This is a genomic window from Streptomyces sp. NBC_01450 (genome assembly GCF_036227505.1).
Lineage (GTDB): Bacteria > Actinomycetota > Actinomycetes > Streptomycetales > Streptomycetaceae > Streptomyces.
The window spans coordinates 4,908,571-4,927,791 of record NZ_CP109480.1; the positions used below are offsets into that span (position 1 = coordinate 4,908,571).

Annotated in this window: 24 protein-coding genes; 6 read left to right on the forward strand and 18 right to left on the reverse strand. The window is 68.7% G+C overall.

Features of this window, described 5'->3' with window-relative positions; all coding sequences use genetic code 11:
• Positions 1 to 182 precede the first annotated feature (182 nt).
• The 5 genes from OG568_RS21815 to OG568_RS21835 form a co-directional block, all read right to left on the reverse strand.
• Complete coding sequence (locus OG568_RS21815) at positions 183 to 1,622, reverse strand: NAD(P)H-hydrate dehydratase (RefSeq protein WP_266584863.1); 1,440 nt, start codon at positions 1,620 to 1,622, stop codon at positions 183 to 185.
• Positions 1,623 to 1,689: 67 nt separating this feature from the next.
• Positions 1,690 to 2,061 (reverse strand): holo-ACP synthase, encoded by a 372-nt coding sequence (locus tag OG568_RS21820; RefSeq protein ID WP_266437169.1) that lies wholly within the window; start codon positions 2,059 to 2,061, stop codon positions 1,690 to 1,692.
• Positions 2,062 to 2,278: 217 nt separating this feature from the next.
• Positions 2,279 to 2,770, reverse strand: a complete 492-nt coding sequence (locus OG568_RS21825; RefSeq protein WP_266437171.1) for a peptidylprolyl isomerase — start codon at positions 2,768 to 2,770, stop codon at positions 2,279 to 2,281.
• A gap of 132 nt (positions 2,771 to 2,902) precedes the next feature.
• Complete coding sequence (locus OG568_RS21830) at positions 2,903 to 3,100, reverse strand: hypothetical protein (protein ID WP_266437173.1); 198 nt, start codon at positions 3,098 to 3,100, stop codon at positions 2,903 to 2,905.
• Between the two features lie 84 nt (positions 3,101 to 3,184).
• Entirely contained in the window at positions 3,185 to 3,490 is a 306-nt protein-coding gene (locus OG568_RS21835; protein WP_329536412.1) for an ATP-binding protein, read from the reverse strand.
• Here OG568_RS21835 and OG568_RS21840 point away from each other — a divergent pair.
• The 3 genes from OG568_RS21840 (at position 3,422) to OG568_RS61475 (ending at position 4,592) form a co-directional block, all read left to right on the forward strand.
• Entirely contained in the window at positions 3,422 to 4,207 is a 786-nt protein-coding gene (locus tag OG568_RS21840; protein ID WP_443077722.1) for a helix-turn-helix domain-containing protein, read from the forward strand. The two genes, OG568_RS21835 and OG568_RS21840, sit on opposite strands and share 69 nt — an antisense overlap.
• Positions 4,208 to 4,215: 8 nt before the next feature.
• Positions 4,216 to 4,428, forward strand: coding sequence for a DUF397 domain-containing protein (locus tag OG568_RS21845; RefSeq protein ID WP_329536413.1), 213 nt, complete (start codon positions 4,216 to 4,218; stop codon positions 4,426 to 4,428).
• A gap of 65 nt (positions 4,429 to 4,493) precedes the next feature.
• Positions 4,494 to 4,592, forward strand: a complete 99-nt coding sequence (locus OG568_RS61475) for a DUF397 domain-containing protein (protein ID WP_443077876.1) — start codon at positions 4,494 to 4,496, stop codon at positions 4,590 to 4,592.
• 153 nt (positions 4,593 to 4,745) lie between these two features.
• Here the strand turns inward: OG568_RS61475 and glmS are convergent, their stop codons facing one another.
• Positions 4,746 to 6,593 (reverse strand): glutamine--fructose-6-phosphate transaminase (isomerizing), encoded by a 1,848-nt coding sequence (glmS, locus tag OG568_RS21855; protein ID WP_266584857.1) that lies wholly within the window; start codon positions 6,591 to 6,593, stop codon positions 4,746 to 4,748.
• Positions 6,594 to 6,801: 208 nt separating this feature from the next.
• Between glmS and coaA the strand changes: the two genes are divergently transcribed.
• Positions 6,802 to 7,770, forward strand: coding sequence for a type I pantothenate kinase (gene coaA / locus OG568_RS21860; RefSeq protein WP_329532809.1), 969 nt, complete (start codon positions 6,802 to 6,804; stop codon positions 7,768 to 7,770).
• 72 nt (positions 7,771 to 7,842) lie between these two features.
• The gene (locus tag OG568_RS21865; RefSeq protein WP_329532810.1) at positions 7,843 to 8,790 is read left to right on the forward strand and encodes a DUF389 domain-containing protein; all 948 of its coding nucleotides are present in this window, start codon (positions 7,843 to 7,845) and stop codon (positions 8,788 to 8,790) included.
• Here OG568_RS21865 and glmM read toward each other — a convergent pair.
• The 3 genes from glmM to rplM all read right to left on the reverse strand — a co-directional run bounded on the left by glmM (position 8,787) and on the right by rplM (position 11,319).
• Entirely contained in the window at positions 8,787 to 10,145 is a 1,359-nt protein-coding gene (glmM, locus tag OG568_RS21870; protein WP_266437181.1) for a phosphoglucosamine mutase, read from the reverse strand. The two genes, OG568_RS21865 and glmM, sit on opposite strands and share 4 nt — an antisense overlap.
• A 163-nt stretch (positions 10,146 to 10,308) precedes the next feature.
• The gene (gene rpsI, locus OG568_RS21875) at positions 10,309 to 10,830 is read right to left on the reverse strand and encodes a 30S ribosomal protein S9 (protein ID WP_266437184.1); all 522 of its coding nucleotides are present in this window, start codon (positions 10,828 to 10,830) and stop codon (positions 10,309 to 10,311) included.
• A 45-nt stretch (positions 10,831 to 10,875) separates the two neighbouring features.
• Complete coding sequence (gene rplM, locus OG568_RS21880) at positions 10,876 to 11,319, reverse strand: 50S ribosomal protein L13 (protein WP_075028506.1); 444 nt, start codon at positions 11,317 to 11,319, stop codon at positions 10,876 to 10,878.
• Between the two features lie 473 nt (positions 11,320 to 11,792).
• Between rplM and OG568_RS21885 the strand changes: the two genes are divergently transcribed.
• Positions 11,793 to 12,674, forward strand: coding sequence for a hypothetical protein (locus OG568_RS21885; RefSeq protein ID WP_329532811.1), 882 nt, complete (start codon positions 11,793 to 11,795; stop codon positions 12,672 to 12,674).
• A 36-nt stretch (positions 12,675 to 12,710) separates the two neighbouring features.
• Here the strand turns inward: OG568_RS21885 and OG568_RS21890 are convergent, their stop codons facing one another.
• The 9 genes from OG568_RS21890 to map form a co-directional block, all read right to left on the reverse strand.
• Positions 12,711 to 13,451 (reverse strand): polyprenol monophosphomannose synthase, encoded by a 741-nt coding sequence (locus OG568_RS21890; protein WP_266438118.1) that lies wholly within the window; start codon positions 13,449 to 13,451, stop codon positions 12,711 to 12,713.
• A 129-nt stretch (positions 13,452 to 13,580) separates the two neighbouring features.
• A complete protein-coding gene (gene truA, locus OG568_RS21895; protein ID WP_266437195.1) occupies positions 13,581 to 14,450 on the reverse strand; it encodes a tRNA pseudouridine(38-40) synthase TruA in 870 nt (289 codons plus the stop codon).
• A 91-nt stretch (positions 14,451 to 14,541) separates the two neighbouring features.
• The gene (gene rplQ / locus OG568_RS21900; RefSeq protein WP_266437198.1) at positions 14,542 to 15,054 is read right to left on the reverse strand and encodes a 50S ribosomal protein L17; all 513 of its coding nucleotides are present in this window, start codon (positions 15,052 to 15,054) and stop codon (positions 14,542 to 14,544) included.
• 193 nt (positions 15,055 to 15,247) lie between these two features.
• The gene (locus tag OG568_RS21905; RefSeq protein WP_003966937.1) at positions 15,248 to 16,270 is read right to left on the reverse strand and encodes a DNA-directed RNA polymerase subunit alpha; all 1,023 of its coding nucleotides are present in this window, start codon (positions 16,268 to 16,270) and stop codon (positions 15,248 to 15,250) included.
• A gap of 114 nt (positions 16,271 to 16,384) precedes the next feature.
• Positions 16,385 to 16,789 (reverse strand): 30S ribosomal protein S11, encoded by a 405-nt coding sequence (gene rpsK / locus OG568_RS21910; RefSeq protein ID WP_006376016.1) that lies wholly within the window; start codon positions 16,787 to 16,789, stop codon positions 16,385 to 16,387.
• Positions 16,790 to 16,853: 64 nt separating this feature from the next.
• Positions 16,854 to 17,234 carry a 30S ribosomal protein S13 gene (gene rpsM, locus OG568_RS21915; protein ID WP_060901485.1) on the reverse strand — a complete coding sequence of 127 codons (381 nt, stop codon included), beginning with the start codon at positions 17,232 to 17,234 and terminating at the stop codon, positions 16,854 to 16,856.
• 210 nt (positions 17,235 to 17,444) lie between these two features.
• Positions 17,445 to 17,558 (reverse strand): 50S ribosomal protein L36, encoded by a 114-nt coding sequence (gene rpmJ / locus OG568_RS21920; protein ID WP_003998809.1) that lies wholly within the window; start codon positions 17,556 to 17,558, stop codon positions 17,445 to 17,447.
• A gap of 70 nt (positions 17,559 to 17,628) precedes the next feature.
• Positions 17,629 to 17,850 carry a translation initiation factor IF-1 gene (gene infA / locus OG568_RS21925; RefSeq protein ID WP_003948620.1) on the reverse strand — a complete coding sequence of 74 codons (222 nt, stop codon included), beginning with the start codon at positions 17,848 to 17,850 and terminating at the stop codon, positions 17,629 to 17,631.
• A gap of 519 nt (positions 17,851 to 18,369) precedes the next feature.
• The gene (gene map, locus OG568_RS21930) at positions 18,370 to 19,206 is read right to left on the reverse strand and encodes a type I methionyl aminopeptidase (RefSeq protein WP_329365349.1); all 837 of its coding nucleotides are present in this window, start codon (positions 19,204 to 19,206) and stop codon (positions 18,370 to 18,372) included.
• Between the last annotated feature and the right edge of the window lie 15 nt (positions 19,207 to 19,221).

Sequence of the window (19,221 nt, forward strand, 5' to 3'; positions counted from 1 at the left end):
CTGCTCATCATCATGCGACCAGCGATACGCAACCCCGACTCCCCATCCGGTGAGCCGCGCGGACGGGGTCCCCCGTTATGGGCAACGCAGCGCGCCATAAGGGGCGCGGGGCTGTGTATATGTGCGGCTCCGCCGCGGGGCGCGCCCAGCCCCCGCCCACCCGCGGACGAGGAACAGCGGGGTCAGCGCAGCGCGTCGCGGACGTCCCGCCATGCCTCCGGAATCGCCGCCGCGACATCATGCGCCCCCAAGGGCGCCCCGTCCGCCGCGAACCTCCCCGCCAGCCCGTGCAGATACGCCCCCACACTCCCCGCGTCCAACGCGGACAACCCCGCCGCGAGCAACGACCCCGCAAGCCCCGACAGCACGTCCCCACTGCCCGCCGTGGCCAGCCACGCCGTCCCCGTCGCGTTCACCCGCACCGCCCCGCCCCCCGGATCGGCGACCAGCGTCGTCGAACCCTTCAGCAGCACGGTCGCCCCGTACCGAAGCGCCAACTCCCGCACCGACGCCAGCCGAGCCCCCTCCACCGACTCCCGCGAGACCCCGAGCAACGCCGCCGCCTCCCCGGCATGCGGAGTCATCAGCGTGGGCGCGGTGCGGGCCCGTACGGCGGACCGGTCCGCGAGCCGCAGTCCGTCCGCGTCCACCAGTACCGGCACGTCCGCCCCGAGCACCTCGGCCACCGCCGACGCGTCGTCCCCGACCCCGGGCCCCACCACCCACGCCTGGACCCGCCCGGCCCGCGCGGGCCCCTGGTCCGACACGAGCGTCTCCGGAAAGCGCGAGATCACGGCATCCGCCGCGGGCCCGACGTACCGCACCGCCCCCGCCCCACCCCGCAGGGCCCCGGACACGGCGAGCACGGCGGCCCCGGGATACCGCGCGGACCCGGCCGCGATCCCGACGACCCCGCGCCGGTACTTGTCGCTCTCCGCCCCGGGCACCGGCAGCCGCGCCGCCACGTCCGCGTGCTGAAGGGCCTCCAGCCCGGCCTCCTCGGGCAGTTCGAGCCCGATGTCGACCAGGCGTACGGAACCGGCGTACTCACGCCCCGGGTCGATGAGCAGCCCTGGCTTGTGCGTCCCGAAGGTCACCGTCAGATCGGCGCGGACGGCGGTGCCCCGGACCTCTCCCGTGTCGGCCTCGATCCCGCTCGGCAGGTCCACGGCGACCACGGCCGCCCGGGAGTCCGCGGCGTACCCGGCCAGCGGCACCGCCTCGGGCCGCAGCCCGCCCTTTCCCCCGATCCCGACGATCCCGTCCACGACGAGGTCGGCCCGCAGGATCAACTCCTCGGCGGCGCCGGACCCGGCCACCGTGCCCCCGGCCCGCCGCAGCGCGGCCAGGCCCGCGCCGTGCGTCCGTTCGGGCGCGAGCAGTACGGCGGTGACCCCCGCCCCCCGCCGCGCCAGCCGGGCGCCGGCGTACAGGGCGTCGCCCCCGTTGTCCCCGCTTCCCACGAGCAGTACGACCCGGCTGCCGTACACCCGTCCCAGCAAGTCCGCGCAGGCGGCGGCCAGTCCGGCCGCGGCGCGCTGCATCAGCGCACCCTCCGCAAGCCGCGCCATCAGCTCTCGCTCCGCCGCCCTGACCGTCTCCACGCTGTACGCAGTACGCATGGGTCGAGTCTCCCGTACGGAGGCTTTCCGCGCCGCCCCGGCCGCAAGGACAACGGCCCCTGCGGGCCTACCCCTCCGCCACGACCACCGCCGAGGCCACCCCCGCGTCATGGCTCAGCGACACATGCCACGAGCGGACACCGAGTTCGGCCGCCCGCGCCGCCACCGTCCCCGTCACCCGCAGCCGCGGCCGGCCGCTGTCCTCGACGTAGACCTCCGCGTCCGTCCAGTGCATGCCCGCGGGAGCGCCCAGCGCCTTGGCGAGCGCCTCCTTCGCGGCGAAGCGCACGGCCAGGGACGCGATGCCCCGGCGCTCCCCGCTCGGCAGATGCAACTCCTGATCCAGGAACAGCCGATCAGCCAGCCCCGGCGTACGCTCCAGCGACGTCCGGAACCGGTCGATCTCGGCCACGTCGATACCGACCCCGATGATGCTCATGCCCAGCACCCTATGGGCCAAAGGGCGCTCGGCGTCGATCTCGCGGGCTCAGTGGTGAGCGTTCTTCGGCACCAGCACTTCCTGCTCGCTGAGCCGTTGGGCATGTGTCACGCTCGGGAGAGGGCGGTGGAGAGGCGGGACGGGCGCCTGACAACAGAACGAGCGGGAACGGCCACAGCCGTTCCCGCTCGATCCATGTGATGTCCGGCCAGGTCTGTCAGACGGTGCCGCAGTCCGCGATGACGATCTTCTTGGACGTGGCGCCGGAACGGCTGCCGAGCTTCTCGACGGCCTTGACGACGTCCATGCCCGCGACGACCTCACCGAAGACGACGTGCTTGCCGTCGAGCCAGTCGGTGACGATCGTCGTGATGAAGAACTGCGAGCCGTTGGTGTTCGGGCCGGCGTTGGCCATGCTCAGCAGCCCCGGCTTGGTGTGCTTGAGCTGGAAGTTCTCGTCGCGGAACTTCGTACCGTAGATGCTCTTGCCGCCGGTGCCGTTCTCGTTGGTGAAGTCACCGCCCTGCAGCATGAAGTCCGGGATGACGCGGTGGAACGGCGAGCCCTTGTAGCCGAACCCGTTCTGGCCGGTGGCCAGCTCACGGAAGTTGCGGGCCGTCTCAGGGACCACGTCGTCGTACAGCTTGAACTCGATCCGGCCGAGCGACTCCCCGTCCGCGGACACCTCGAAGAAGACGTTCTGTCCCATGGCACTGCTCCTCTTGTATTCGAAAGGTCGTGTCCGAGAATAAGAGGGCACCGGCCTACGGGTCGCAGCGGGAACCCCCACTACGGGACAAACGGAGTAACGCCACCCTCGGGACGAGCCCCCTCACCGGCACTAATCACCGTCACCGCCGGCCTGATTCACACTCCGCCGCCGGTTGTTCTTCGCGGAGGCACGCAACAGTTCCCCCATGACGAGCGTCACCGCCGCCACGCCCCGGACCCAGCGAGGTCCGCCGCGCGACGCCCACACCACACACACGCACCCGCCGACGACAAGCACCAGGAGACCGGCCAGCACCAGAACGCCCATGTTCCCCCACCTTGCATTCGCATATCCGTACGGTGCGGGTGATCCTCTCAGGAGAGAGAGCCCCCACGGGACGCCCGGCCGAAACTAGGCCGCCGCCAGCTCGCACCACACGTACTTGCCGCGCTGCCCGTTCCTGGCCAACGGCTGCCAGCCCCACAGATCGGCGCAGGCCCGCACGAGGGCGAGGCCCCGCCCCTCCTCCGCGTCGGCGACCCGTTCCCACGGCAGGGACGGCTCCGGCGGCTGCGGGTCCGCGTCCCAGGCTCCGATGCGGAGGATCCCGGCCCGCCACTGCACCCGTAGCGCCGCCTGCCCCTTCGTATGCCGTACGGCGTTGGAGACCAGCTCGGCCGCGATCAGCTCGGCGTAAGCTCCGCACAGATCAGCCAGATCGAGTCGGGCCTCACAGGCGTGAGCGAGAAGCGGCTGCGCCGTCTTGCGGCCCACTACGTGTGCACTGACGAAGTGTTCATCGACGCCCTGGTTGCCGTGGCGACCGACCGGACACGCGGCTGGTGGGAGGAATACCGAGGGGCGCTGCCCACGCCGTTCCTAGACCTTGCCGAGCTGGAGCACCACGCTACGTTCCTGCGAGAGGTCCAGTTCCTGTACATCCCCGGCCCGCTTCAGACAGAGGACTACGCCCGCGCCATCTTCTCCGACAGGGTCCCCGAGCTCCCCCAGGAAGAGCTTGAGTTGCGCGTCCGACACCGGATGCAACGGAAGGTAATCCTCGAAGGCCCCGATCCCACCTCGTACGCAGCGCTCGTCCACGAGGCAGCACTGCACATCCGAGTCAGCGACCGTACTGCCTCACGTGCCCAACTCGTCCGCCTTGTCGAACTCTCCGAAGCGGACCACATCACCGTACGTGTCATCCCCTTCAACCTGGACGGCTTCGGCGGGACCTGGACCCCCATGATGCTTGCGGGTGGTGCCGTACCCAAGCTCGACACCGCCGTTCGCGACGCACCTCATGGCACGGCATTCATCGATTCCGAGGCTCAACTCGGCGTCCTTCGAGCGCTCTTCCGTAAAATGGAGGCCGTGTCACTCGACCCCGCCCGTTCGCGTGACGTCATCTTCAGGCTGACCAAGGAACTGTGAGGCGCATGGTGACCACCACCGACCGTTGGCGGAAGTCGTCCTACTCGGGAGGCGGTGACGGAAACTCCTGCGTCGAGATCGCTAACCGCCACACCCACATAGCCATCCGCGACTCCAAGACCCCGGCCAGGGCCACCCTCACCATTCCGACCGGAGCCTTCGCCCCCTTCATCGAAGCCCTGCGCACCGACTTCGCCAGATTCCGCGGAGGCACAGCCTGACCGCCCCCGACAACTGACGGAAGTCGTCCTACTCGGGCGAAGGCGACGGCAACGAGTGCGTAGAAATCGCCAACTCGCCCACCCACATTGCCATCCGCGACACAAAGGCCCCGGCCGACGGCACCCTCACCTTCCCGGGCGCTGTTGGCGAATCCATTTGGTGATGTCGGTCCCACCCCATGGGTGCCAAAAACCGTGAACACTTACACGTTTAAGTGTTCACGGTTCCCGAGGAGGGTGTCCCCGGCGGCGGATTCGCCAACAGCATCCGCCTTCCCGACCGGGGCCTACGCAGCCTTCCTCGACGGCCTGAAGGACTACTCCACCGTCACCGACTTCGCCAGGTTCCGAGGCTGATCCACCTCGTTCCCTCGAGCCGTAGCCAGCTCGCAGGCGAACACCTGCAACGGGACCGTGGCCACCAACGGCTGCAATAGCGTCGGCGTCACAGGAATGCGGATCAGATGGTCAGCGTATGGAACGACCGCCTCGTCCCCCTCCTCCGCGATCACGATCGTGCGCGCGCCCCTGGCCCGGATCTCCTGGATGTTGGACACGATCTTGTCGTACAGAACCGAGCGCCCGCGCGGGGACGGCACGACGACCACGACCGGCAGATCGTCCTCGATCAACGCGATCGGCCCGTGCTTCAGCTCACCCGCCGCGAAACCCTCGGCGTGCATGTAGGCGAGCTCCTTGAGCTTGAGGGCGCCTTCCAGGGCGACCGGATAACCGACGTGCCGCCCCAGGAACAGCACGGTGTTCTTGTCGGCGAGCGATCGTGCGAGCTCCCGTACCGGCTCCATGGTCTCCAGGACCCGTTCCACCTCGCCGGAGATGTGGGACAGGTCCCGGATGACGGCTTGGATCTCGTCACCCCACTTGGTGCCGCGCACCTGGCCCAGGTACAGCGCGACCAGGTAGCAGGCGACCAGCTGTGTCAGGAAGGCCTTGGTGGACGCGACGGCGACCTCGGGACCCGCGTGCGTGTAGAGCACCGCGTCCGACTCGCGCGGGATCGTCGAACCGTTCGTGTTGCAGATCGCCAGCACCTTGGAGCCCTGCTCACGGGCGTGCCGCAAGGCCATCAACGTGTCCATGGTCTCGCCGGACTGCGAGATGGCGATCACCAGCGACCGCGTACCGAGAATCGGATCCCGGTACCGGAACTCGCTCGCGAGCTCCACCTCGCAGGGGATCCGCGTCCAGTGCTCGATGGCGTACTTGGCGATCAGCCCGGCGTGGAAGGCGGTACCGCAGGCCACGATGACGACCTTGTCGACCTCGCGCAGCTCGTGAACCGGGATCCGCACCTCGTCGAGCGTCAGTGAACCGCCCGCGTCGATCCGGCCCAGGAGCGTGTCGGCGACCGCCTTGGGCTGCTCGGCGATCTCCTTGAGCATGAAGTAGTCATAACCCCCCTTTTCCGCGGCCGACGCGTCCCAGTCGATGTGGTACGAGCGCACGTCCGCGGGACGGCCGTCGAAACCGGTCACCGTCACGCCGTCCCGGCGCAGCTCCACCACCTGGTCCTGGCCCAGCTCGATCGCCGACCGCGTGTGGGCGATGAACGCGGCGACGTCCGAGGCGAGAAAGGCCTCGCCCTCCCCGACACCCACCACGAGCGGCGAGTTCCGCCGCGCCCCCACCACCACATCCGGCGCATCCGCATGCACCGCGACCAGCGTGAACGCACCCTCGAGGCGGCGGCACACCAGCCGCATCGCCTCCGCCAGGTCGTCGCACGCCGAGAACTCCTCGGCGAGCAGGTGTGCGACCACCTCGGTGTCGGTCTCCGACGCCAGCTCGTGCCCGCGCTCCGCCAACTCGGCCCGCAGCAGCGCGAAGTTCTCGATGATGCCGTTGTGCACGACGGCAACGCGCCCCGCGTTGTCGAGATGCGGATGGGCGTTCGCGTCCGTGGGCCCCCCGTGCGTGGCCCAGCGGGTGTGCCCGATCCCGGTCGACCCGGTCGGCAGCGGCCGGCCGACCAACTCCTTCTCCAGGTTGACCAGCTTCCCGGCCTTCTTCGCGGCGGCGAGCCCCCCGTCCGCCAACACGGCGACGCCCGCCGAGTCGTACCCCCGGTACTCCAGCCGCTTCAGCCCGGCCATCACCACATCGAGCGCCGACTGCGACCCCACGTATCCCACGATTCCGCACATGCGCCGCAGCCTAAGCGCCAACAGCCCCCCGAACCCGGCACGTCGTGCCCGAATTCGGAAATTCTGCCGGTCCCAACGGTGCGAAGCCCGGAGACGGTCCAGTGCGCCGCGCCGCGCCGCTTCGCGCCGGGCACGCACGTGACGGACCCCACCCACCACCCCGTTCAAACTCCGTTAACAATGGACTGTGATCTCTCCGGTCTCCCCGATGCCCCGGAGCGCCCACCGGCACAGGCCGGAGGCGACTCCCTACGTCGACCTCACCCGAGCCGAGTGGAGCGTGCTGCGCGAAAAGACGCCGCTGCCACTGACCGCCGAGGAGGTCGAGAAGCTGCGCGGTCTGGGCGATGTCATCGACCTCGACGAGGTGCGGGACATCTATCTGCCGCTGTCCAGACTGCTCAATCTGTACGTCGGCGCCACGGACGGGCTCAGAGGGGCGCTGAACACCTTCCTCGGCGAGAAGGGCTCCCAGTCCGGCACCCCGTTCGTCATAGGGGTGGCGGGGTCCGTCGCCGTCGGCAAGTCCACCGTCGCGCGCCTGCTGCAGGCCCTGCTCTCCCGCTGGCCCGAACACCCACGCGTAGAACTGGTGACCACGGACGGCTTCCTGCTTCCCACCAAGGAGCTGGAGGCACGCGGCCTGATGTCGAGGAAAGGTTTCCCCGAGTCGTACGACCGTCGGGCCCTCACCCGCTTCGTCGCCGACATCAAGGCGGGGAAGGACGAGGTGACGGCGCCCGTCTACTCCCACCTGATCTACGACATCGTCCCCGACCAGCGGCTCACCGTCCGCCGCCCGGACATCCTCATCGTCGAGGGCCTGAACGTCCTGCAGCCCGCCCTCCCCGGCAAGGACGGCCGTACCCGCGTCGGCCTCGCGGACTACTTCGACTTCAGCGTGTACGTCGACGCCCGTACCGAGGACATCGAGCACTGGTACCTCAACCGGTTCAAGAAGCTCCGCCAGACCGCCTTCCAGAAGCCCGACTCCTACTTCCGCAGGTACACGCAGGTCTCCGAGGAGGAGGCGCTCGACTACGCCCGCACGACCTGGCGCACCATCAACAAGCCCAACCTACTGGAGAACGTGGCCCCCACCCGCGGCCGCGCCACCCTCGTCGTCCGCAAGGGCCCGGACCACAAGGTGCAACGCCTGAGCCTGCGCAAGCTGTAGTCGCAAGTCCCTCGACGCCGGCTGCCATCGCATGCCCCAACGTCGTCATCCCGTGCATATAACCTGCGTCGCATGCTGCATCTGCGTCTGATCACCCCGGCCGACCGCACCGACGACGTCGTACGGCTGATCGAGAGGACCGTGGGCACGACCCATCTCGTCGTGCTCACGGGTGCCGCCCGCAACCCGGCGGGGGACGTGGTGACGTGTGACGTCGCGCGTGAAGCGGGCGACGAACTGATCGCCGGGCTGAGGGAGATGGAGCTCGACCGGACCGGGTCGATCGCCGTCGAGAACATCGATCTGTCGCTGTCGAAGCGCGCCGACAAGGCGGAGGACGAGGCGCCGGGCGAGAGCGCGGACGCGGTGCTCTGGGAGCACCTGGCCGACGCGACGCACGAGGAGTCGACGCTCTCGGTGACCTACGTCGCCTTCCTCACGCTGGCCACGATGATCGCGGCCTGTGGCGTGGTCCTCGACAACGCGATCCTGATCGTGGGCGCGATGGCGGTCGGCCCGGAGTTCGGGCCACTGGCCGGCATCTGCACGGCGCTGGTCCAACGCGTCCCACGGCTGGCGTGGCGCTCCCTGAACGCGCTGCTCGTGGGCTTCGCCGTGGCGTTGGTGGTGACGGTCGGCTTCACGTACTTCATGGACGCGGTGGGCCTGTTCAGCGCGGTCAAGCTGGACGCCGAGCGGCCCAACACCAACTTCATCTACCGTCCCGACGCGTTCTCGTTCGTCGTCGCGGTCCTGGCCGGCGTGGCCGGCACCCTCTCGCTGACCTCGGCGAAGTCCGGCGCGCTGGTCGGTGTCGCCATCTCGGTGACCACGGTGCCGGCGGCGGCGAACGCTGCCGTGGCCTTCGCCTACGGCGAGTACCGGCAGGCCTGGGGCTCCACCGAGCAGCTGCTGCTCAACCTGCTGGGCATCGTGCTGGCCGGTACGTTCACGCTGGTCGTCCAGAAATGGCTCTGGGCCCAGCAGCGTGAACGCACCGCCAAAACAGGTCGGTTCTAGCCGAGCGCCGACTTCACCGCGTCCGCGAGACGGCCGGCCACCGAACGCGCGTGGTCGATGTCGGCGGCCTCGACCATGACCCGGACGAGCGGCTCGGTGCCGGAGGGGCGCAGCAGCACCCGGCCGGTGGAGCCGAGTTCCCGCTCGGCCTCGGCGACGGCGGCCGCCAGCTCGGCGGAGGTGTTCACCCGCGTGCGGTCGACGTCGGGGACGTTGATGAGGACCTGCGGCAGCCGCTCCATGACGGACGCGAGGTCCTGGAGCGTACGGCCCGTCTGGGCGACCCGGGCCGCCAGCAGCAGGCCGGTCAGCGTGCCGTCGCCGGTGGTGGCGTGGTCGAGGATGATCACGTGCCCGGACTGCTCGCCGCCGAGCGCGTAGTCGTGCTCCTTCATCTCCTCCAGGACATAGCGGTCGCCGACCGCGGTCTGGATGAGGGAGACGCCCTCACGCTCCATGGCCAGCTTGAAGCCCAGGTTGGACATGACCGTCGCGACAACGGTGTCCGAGCGCAGTGCGGAACGCTCCCGCATCGCCAGCGCGAGTACGGCCAGGATCTGGTCGCCGTCCACCTCGGCACCCGTGTGGTCCACGGCGAGGCAGCGGTCGGCGTCGCCGTCGTGCGCGATGCCGAGGTCGGCCCCGTGCTCGATGACGGCGGCCTTCAGGAGGTCGAGGTGGGTGGAGCCGCAGCCGTCGTTGATGTTCAGGCCGTCGGGCGAGGCACCGATCGTGATGATCTCGGCACCGGCCTGCGTGAAGGCCTCGGGAGACACTCGGGCGGCGGCGCCGTGCGCCTCGTCGAGGACGACCTTCAGGCCGTCGAGGCGGTTCGGGAGTACGCCGAGGAGGTGGGCGACGTACTTGTCGAGCCCCTCGTCGTAGGCGCGCACGCGCCCGACCCCGGCGCCGGTGGGCCGGTCCCAGGGCGCGCCGGTGCGGTGCTCCTCGTAGACGCCCTCGATCCGGTCCTCCAGCTCGTCGGCGAGCTTGTGGCCACCGCGGGCGAAGAACTTGATGCCGTTGTCGGGCATGGCGTTGTGGCTGGCCGAGAGCATCACGCCGAGGTCGGCGCCCAGCGCACCGGTGAGGTACGCCACCGCGGGGGTGGGCAGCACACCGACGAGCAGGACGTCCACACCTGCGCTGGCCAGGCCCGCGACCACGGCGGCCTCCAGGAACTCCCCGGACGCGCGCGGGTCCCGCCCGACCACTGCCACCGGCCGGTGGCCCTCGAACGTACCCGCCTCGGCCAGCACATGCGCCGCCGCCACAGAGAGACCGAGCGCCAGCTCGGCCGTCAGATCCGCGTTGGCGACACCGCGCACGCCGTCCGTGCCGAAGAGTCGTCCCACTGGTGTCCTCCTGATGAAGCTCAGTTTTCGGAAGTCATCCGATCATGCAAGCCTTTGAGCGCCTTGTGCCGTTATACGCCCTGGGCTGTGATAAACGAACGCCCCGGCGGCACACAGCGTGCCGCCGGGGCGAACGGTCGTACAAATGCGCAGCAGCCAGCGATTAACGCTTGCTGTACTGCGGAGCCTTACGGGCCTTCTTGAGACCGGCCTTCTTGCGCTCGACCGCACGGTCGTCGCGCTTGAGGAAGCCGGCCTTCTTGAGCGGACCGCGGTTGTTGTCGACGTCGGCCTCGTTCAGCGCGCGGGCGACACCGAGACGGAGCGCACCGGCCTGACCGGAGACACCGCCGCCGGAGATGCGGGCGATGACGTCGTAACGGCCCTCGAGCTCGAGAACCTTGAAGGGCTCGTTGACTTCCTGCTGGTGCACCTTGTTCGGGAAGTAGTCCTCGAGCGTGCGCCCGTTGATCTTCCACTTGCCGGTGCCGGGCACGATGCGAACGCGCGCGATGGCGTTCTTGCGACGGCCCAGGCCGGCGGCCGGCTGCGGCTCGCCGAAGCGGGACGCCAGCGACTCCGAGGTGTACTCACCCTCGACGGGGACCTCGGACTCGGTGGTGTACTGGTCGATGTCGACAAGCTCAGTCTCTTCGACCGGCTGCTCAACGGTGGTCTCGGCCACGATTCTCCTCAGATTCTTTTCTGTCTTTGGGGGTGGTGGCCGGAACTACTGCGCGACCTGGGTGATCTCGAACGGGACCGGCTGCTGCGCAGCGTGCGGGTGGTTCTCGCCCGCGTAGACCTTCAGCTTCGAGAGCACCTGACGGCCCAGGGTGTTCTTGGGGATCATGCCCTTGATGGCCTTCTCGATGGCCTTCTCGGGGTTCTTGGCCAGCAGCTCGTCGTAACGGACGGAGCGCAGACCACCCGGGTAACCGGAGTGGCGGTACGCCAGCTTCTGGGTCTTCTTGTTGCCGGAGAGGTGCACCTTGTCGGCGTTGATGATGATGACGAAGTCACCAGCATCGACGTGCGGCGCAAAGATCGGCTTGTGCTTGCCCCGCAGGATGTTCGCGGCAGTGGTCGCCAGACGACCCAGGACGACATCCTGGGCGTCGATGACGTACCACTGGCGAGTGATGTCGCCGGGCTTGGGGCTGTACGTACGCACGGTCGTAGCCTTCGCTTCTTCAGTGAGTGGGTCCTGACATGGCCACCACGGACGATCACGACAGCCCTGACCGCACCTCGGTGACGCATACCGAGTGCTGGTCGCTGGTCATCGGCCCCGGTGGACCGGTGTAAGGGCCCCCCACGTGAGAATGAGCAAGCCAATACACATAACGAACTGCAAGAGTACCCGCGCTTGCCCGGACGGGTCAAAACGCGGCTTCGCGACCCGGGCGCCTAGGCACTCGGGGCCACTCGAACAGTCACTGGAAACAGGATAAGGCAGCCCTTGCCCCCGCAACGTTCCGACTACCCGGCGTCACCGGACGGCCGATGCCGGGAAGCCTGTCGAAGCGTGTCGCACCAAGCACCCGGAGATGTCAGTTTTGCCCTTGCGCACTCAGGTCACACTAGGGGCTCAAGTGCCCTCCGTTGCGGAACGGCACCCCCCGTACCCCGTCTAAGATGCGCCCCATGAGTTATGGGCAGGGTGGGCAGGGGGAACCTCCGTGGGATCCCTGGAAGCCTGGTTCTCAGCAACCCGATTGGGGACGTCGGAACCAGACTCCGGACTGGGCGGCACTCGCCGAGGCGTCCGAGACACGCAACCGGCGGCGCCGGTTGCTGGTGATCGTCGGCTCGGCGGTCGCCACCATCGCGGTCGGCGCTGCCGTCGCCGTGGCCGTCGTCTCCTCGAACGGGGACAACCAGGCCGGGAACACGCCCAGCAAGCTGCCCGCCACCGCGACCATCCCGAGCGACACCACGGCGCCGGTGCCGACGTTCGCGCCGACCTCCGCGCCGCCGCCGCTGGATCCGATGGACTTCATATCCAGTGTGAAGAAGGACACCGCGCCACTCAGCCCGGACATCCTCTTCCCCGGTTCGCAGCTGACGATGGGTGACCGCGTCTACCGCAAGGGCCCCACCGCCTCGACGACGAAGTGCGCGTCCGCCGTGCAGCGCACGCTGCCCGCGGTGCTCACCAAGAACGACTGCACCCGGCTGATGCGCGTCACCTACAGCAAGGACGGCGTCGCGGTGACCGTCGCCGTCGCGGTCTTCGACAGCGAGGCCCAGGCGGCCAAGGCGAAGTCCGAGGCGGACAGCAAGAGCATCATCACCTCGCTGTCCGGCCAGGGCGTCGCCAACTTCTGCCGTACGGCGGTCTGCCGTTCGACCACCAACTCCTACGGGCGTTACGCCTACTTCACGCTGGCCGGCTTCACCAACGGCAAGGACGTGACGACGAAGGACACCAAGGTCTTCACGACCGGCGACGACCTGGCGGAGTTCACCTTCCGCCAGATCCGCCGCCGCGGCGAGGCCCAGGCGTCGACGGCGGCCAACCAGTAACCGGCCGGCCGGCCGCCCCCGTACCCGGGACCCGGGTCACTTGTTCTTCATGCGCAGCCGGATCGGCACCACCGCCGACTCCAGCTGCGTCCTCAGCGTCATCTTCGAGACTCCCTCGGTCCGCTCCTCGAAGCGGATCGGGATCTCGACGGCGCTGTGCCCCGCCCGTACGGCCTTGTACTTCAGCTCGACCTGGAAGCTGTAACCGGCGCTGTCCAGCGTGGCCAGGTCGATGTCGCGCAGGGCCTGGGCCGACCACAGGTTGAACCCGGCCGTGATGTCCCGGATCCGGGTTCCGAGCACGGTACGGGCGTACCGGTTGGCGAACCGGGAGAGCAGGACGCGGTGCGCGCCCCAGTCCTCGTCCAGTGAGCCGCCCTCGACATACCGGCTGCCGATGACCAGGCCCACCCCGTTGGCCAGGGCCGTGCCGAGCATCCGGGGCACGGCCTCGACGGGGTGGCTGCCGTCGGCGTCCATCTGGACGACGTACTCGGCGCCCTCGTCGAGCGCGAGGCCCATCCCGGCCGCGTAGGCGCGCCCGAGCCCGTCCTTCTCGGTGCGGTGCAGCACGCTCATCCGGCGCCGCCCCTTGGTGTTGTACTTCTCCGCCAGCTCGTCGGCGATCCGGCCGGTGCCGTCCGGGCTGGAGTCGTCCACGACCTTCAAGTGGAGCCCGTCGAGCGGCAGTTGAAGTACCGCCTCGGCCATTCCCGGCAGGTTGGCCGCCTCGTTGTAGGTCGGCATGACCACGGTCAGCGCCGTGTCCGCCCCCATGTCGTGCGTCAAGCCCTTCTCCCCTCCCCACCGGGCGCGGGACGTCCCAGCGCCCGGAACTGCGGCCACTCCGTCAGATACGGCACGAGGTCCGTCCCGCCGAAGTCTGCGAGTCTGCGAGTCTGCGAGTTACTGACAGGATTCACACCCGGGCGCCCCGGGCAGCGTCCGCCGGTTGCGCGCCTCCTTGTTGCGCGCGGCGAGCAGTTCGTCCGCCGGGTACCCGACCTCCTCCAGGGTCAGTCCGTGCGGCCGTACGACATGGACGGCCGAGTCCCGTACGCCGGCCGCGAGCACCTTCCCGGGCCAGTCGGGCCCGCGGTGCCCGTCCCCCACGAACAGCAGCGCGCCGATGAGCGAGCGCACCATGTTGTGGCAGAAGGCGTCGGCGCGCACGGTCGCGGTGATGATCCCGTCGTCCCCGCGCACCAGACTCAGCTCCTGGAGCGTACGAATGGTCGTGGCGCCCTCGCGCTTCTTGCAGTAGGCGGCGAAGTCGTGCTCGCCCACGAGCCGCTCGGCCGCCTCGTTCATGGCGTCGACGTCCAACGGCCAGTCGTGCCACAGGACGTGCCCCCGCAGCAGGGGGTCCACTCCCCCGGGGTTGTCGGTGACGCGGTAGGCGTACCGCCGCCAGATCGCGGAGAAGCGTGCGTTGAACCCGCTCGGGGCCTCCCGCAGGGACCACACCCGCACGTCCTTGGGCAGCCGTCCGGCCAGCCGCTTGAGCAGCTTCTCCTCGTGCTCGGCCCACAGCTCGACGGGCAGATCGACGTGTGCCACCTGCCCGCGCGCGTGCACACCGGCGTCGGTGCGCCCGGCGACGGTCAGCTCGTACGTGGTGTCCTTGGACCGCGTGACGGTCCTGAGGGCGTCCTCGATCTCCCCCTGCACGGTCCGGCGCCCCGAGGCCTGCTTGGCCCACCCGGAGAACTCTCTCCCGTCGTACGACACATCCATCCGCACCCGTACGAACCCGGGCTCTGCTTCGTCACTCACACCTAGATCCTCTCAGGGCCGGCACCTGTGCCGGAACGCGAAAGCGGGCCCGCCCCCGAAGGGACGGACCCGCTCACAGCCAGGCAGTGCCTCAGGCGTCCTTCGACTCCTCGGCGGGAGCCTCGGCGGCGTCCTCGACCTTGGCGTCCTCGACGACCTCGGCCGGAGCCTCGGCCTTGACCTCGGCGTCCTTGGCGGCACGCTTGGTGGCCGCCTCGGCCTCACCGGTGGCCTGCTGGGCCACGGTCAGGGCCTCCACCAGCTCGATGACGGCCATGGGCGCGTTGTCGCCACGGCGGTTACCGATCTTGGTGATACGGGTGTAGCCACCCGGGCGGTTCTCGTAGCGCGGGCCGATCTCGGTGAAGAGCGTGTGCACGATGCTCTTGTCCGTGATCACCGAAAGCACCTGACGGCGGTTGTGAAGGTCACCCTTCTTCGCCTTGGTGACCAGACGCTCCGCGTACGGGCGCAGGCGACGGGCCTTCGCCTCGGTGGTGGTGATGCGGCCGTGCTCGAAGAGCGACTTCGCGAGGTTCGCGAGGAGCAGCTTCTCGTGCGCGGCGCTGCCGCCCAGACGGGCACCCTTGGTGGGCTTCGGCATGGTGTTTCTCCTAGGTGTCTGCCCCGGCCGTATCAGGTACCGGGGTCAGTGTCCGAGCGGGCGATCGCCCGTCGGAGATCCGGCCACCTCTTTCAAGGCGCCCGGAGGACCCGCGCCCCAAAGGGGCGCGGGGAACTGCGCGACCAGCCAAGAACCGGCCCGCAGCCTAGAACCGGCAGCGGAACCCGAGCTCTTAGTACTGCTCGGTCTCCACAAAGCCCGCGTCCGCGTCGTCGTCCGCGCCAAAGGCGTCCGCCGCGGCGGTCGGGTCGAATCCGGGCGGGCTGTCCTTGAGGGCCAGGCCCATGCCGGCCAGCTTCGCCTTGACCTCGTCGATGGACTTCGCACCGAAGTTGCGGATGTCCAGGAGGTCGGCCTCGGAGCGGGCGACGAGCTCACCCACGGAGTGGATGCCCTCACGCTTGAGGCAGTTGTACGAACGAACCGTGAGCTCGAGCTCCTCGATCGGCAGCGCGAGGTCGGCGGCGAGGGCGGCGTCCGTGGGGGACGGGCCCATGTCGATGCCCTCGGCGTCGATGTTGAGCTCGCGGGCGAGCCCGAAGAGCTCGACCAGCGTCTTACCGGCGGACGCCATGGCGTCACGCGGACGCATGGCCTGCTTGGTCTCGACGTCGACGATCAGCTTGTCGAAGTCGGTGCGCTGCTCGACACGGGTCGCCTCGACCTTGTACGTGACCTTCAGCACCGGCGAGTAGATCGAGTCGACCGGGATGCGCCCGATCTCCTGACCGACCTGCTTGTTCTGAACGGCGGAGACGTAGCCGCGACCGCGCTCGACGGTCAGCTCCATCTCCAGCTTGCCCTTGCCGTTGAGGGTGGCGAGGACGAGGTCGGGGTTGTGCACCTCGACACCGGCCGGGGGCGCGATGTCGGCGGCGGTGACCAGACCCGGGCCCTGCTTGCGCAGGTACATCACGACCGGCTCGTCGTGCTCCGAGGAGACGACGAGCTGCTTGATGTTGAGGATCAGGTCGGTGACGTCCTCCTTGACGCCCGGCACGGTGGTGAACTCGTGCAGAACGCCGTCGATGCGGATGGACGTGACCGCCGCACCCGGGATCGAGGACAGGAGGGTCCGGCGCAGGGAGTTGCCGAGGGTGTAGCCGAAGCCCGGCTCCAGCGGCTCGATCACGAACCGGGAGCGGAATTCGTCGACGACCTCTTCGGTCAACGAGGGACGCTGAGCAATCAGCATGTTGCGATCCTTCAGTCATGGGCGCCCGCTATTTGACGCCCTGCTGCTACTGCAAGGGTACGGGCGGCACGCCTCCGAAGAGACGTACCGCCCGGAACCTAAGACAACCGTGCGTCAGACGCGGCGGCGCTTGGGCGGACGGCAGCCGTTGTGCGGGGTGGGGGTGACGTCCTGGATGGAGCCGACCTCGAGGCCAGTGGCCTGGAGGGAGCGGATCGCGGTCTCGCGACCGGAGCCCGGGCCCTTCACGAAGACGTCAACCTTGCGCATGCCGTGTTCCTGCGCGCGGCGGGCGGCCGACTCGGCGGCCATCTGCGCGGCGAAGGGGGTGGACTTGCGCGAGCCCTTGAAGCCGACGTGGCCGGCGGAGGCCCAGGAGATCACGTTGCCCGCGGGGTCGGTGATCGAGACGATCGTGTTGTTGAACGTGCTCTTGATGTGAGCGTGTCCGTGAGCGACGTTCTTCTTTTCCTTGCGGCGCACCTTCTTGGCAGCGCCCTGACGACCCTTGGGGGGCATCTATTACTCCTACGGGAGGTGGTCGGTCCTACAGCGAAGACCGCTGATAAGCGTCCGCTGAGGACTACTTCTTGCCCGGCTTCTTCTTACCGGCGATGGCGCGACGCGGGCCCTTGCGGGTACGAGCGTTCGTGCTGGTGCGCTGACCGTGGACGGGCAGGCCACGACGGTGGCGCAGACCCTGGTAGCAACCGATCTCGACCTTGCGGCGGATGTCGGCCTGAATCTCGCGACGGAGGTCACCCTCGGTCTTGATGTTGGCGTCCACGTACTCGCGGATCTTGACCAGCTCCTCCTCGGAGAGGTCACGAACGCGGGTGTTCGGGTTCACGCCGGTCTCGGCCAGCGTCTGCTGGGAAAGGGTCCGGCCGATGCCGAACACGTAGGTCAGGGCGACCTCCACACGCTTTTCGCGCGGGATGTCAACACCGGAAACGCGTGCCATTCAATGGCTCCAGTTGTCGTTCGGAGGTCTTCCGCAGAACCGGATCCCGCCCGCCGTCATCTTCTTCTCCGAAGATTCGGTACGAACCGGGTCCCCGGCCTCCGACCGGGGGTGTCAGGCCTGATGGGAATCAGCCCTGGATTCTGCGTATGAACATGTACTGCTTGCGTCGCGCGAAGTATCTGCGGGTGCAGAAGGTGCGGTCGTGCGTCAGCCCTGGCGCTGCTTGTGGCGCGGGTTTTCGCAAATGACCATGACCCGACCGTGACGGCGGATCACCCTGCACTTGTCGCAGATCTTCTTGACGCTCGGCTTGACCTTCATTAGGTGAGGTTCTCCGGGTCAGTGCCACCCCCCGCGCCCCGGAACCGGGAACACGGAGTAAGGGCAAGATCTACTTGTAGCGGTAGACGATCCGGCCACGCGTGAGGTCGTACGGAGACAGCTCCACCACGACCCGGTCGTCAGGGAGGATGCGGATGTAGTGCATACGCATCTTGCCGCTGATGTGTGCCAGGACCTGGTGGCCGTTCTGGAGCTCGACCTTGAACATGGCGTTCGGAAGAGACTCGACGACAGTGCCCTCGATCTCGATGGCACCTTGCTTCTTGGCCACGCTTCGCCCTTCGAATCGACTACCTTGATCGACTTCGCACGAGCGCATGCAGACATGCGGGTGCACGAGAGCCGACGAGTCAGTCTACGTCAGGCCTCTCGGAAAGACGAATCGAGAAAGAATGCCCCACTACGGAGATCTTTAAGCAACGGGGGTCGGCGGCGCGTGACCGCACGCCGCGGCGCGGGCGTTCCGTACCGGAGCGGCGGAGACGTACGGCGACCGGATCGCCACCTGCCGTAGCCGACCGCAGGGCCTGATGGGGTGCCGCGATGCCCCGCGCTCCGGCGACTGGGCAGGCCCCACGGACATCGACCGACAGCCAGGGCACGAACCACCGCCCGCCGCGCCGACCTATCCGGGCGCCGGCGGTCGGACTGCTGATCCGAACGCCAGATCCGGGCGCCGAGTCTGGGCGCCGAGTCCAGACAGCCGGCCGACGCCAAGTCCGGACAGCTGACCCGAGCGCGAAAGTCCGGACAGCGCGACCTCGCGCCCCGTCGGACTCACCCGTCGCCGTCAGGCCAGCGGGTCCGGTGCCGCGGTGACCCCGTGCTCCGCCAGCTTCGCCTTGCCGCCGTCGGGGGCCGTGAGGACCAGCGGGCCCTCCTCCGTCAGCGCCACCGAGTGCTCCCAGTGCGAGGACCAGGTCCCGTCGGTCGTGATGACGGTCCAGTCGTCTTCCAGCACCTCGGTCTTCGGGGTGCCCAAGGACACCATCGGCTCGATGGCCAGGCAGAAGCCGGGGACCAGCTTCGGACCCTTGCCGCGTCGCTTCTCGACGTAGTTCAGCAGGTGCGGGTCCATGTGCATCTCGGTGCCGATGCCGTGACCGCCGTAGTCCTCGATGATCCCGTACCGGCCGCCACCGGGCTTCGGCTGGCGGCGGATGTACGTCTCGATGGCACGCGAGACGTCGATGAGCCGGTTGCCCTGCTTCATCGCCGCGATGCCCGCCCACATCGACTCCTCCGTCACCCGGGAGAGCTCGAGCAGCTCCGGGGCGTGACCGGAGCCCACGAACACGGTGTACGCCGCGTCCCCGTGCCAGCCGTCCACGATCGCGCCGCAGTCGATCGAGATGATGTCGCCGTCCTTGAGGACCACCTCGTCGGACGGGATGCCGTGGACGACGACCTCGTTGGCCGACGTGCAGATGGTCGCGGGGAAACCGCCGTACCCGAGGAAGTTCGACTTCGCCCCGTGCTCGGCCAGCACCTTGCGGGCGACCTCGTCCAGGTCCTTCGTCGTGGCGCCCGGCACCGCCGCCTCACGCGTGGCCGCGTGGATGGCCGCGACGACCAACCCCGCCTCACGCATCTTGGCGATCTGCTCGGGGGTCTTGATCTGCACCATCGGGCTGTCGCCTCT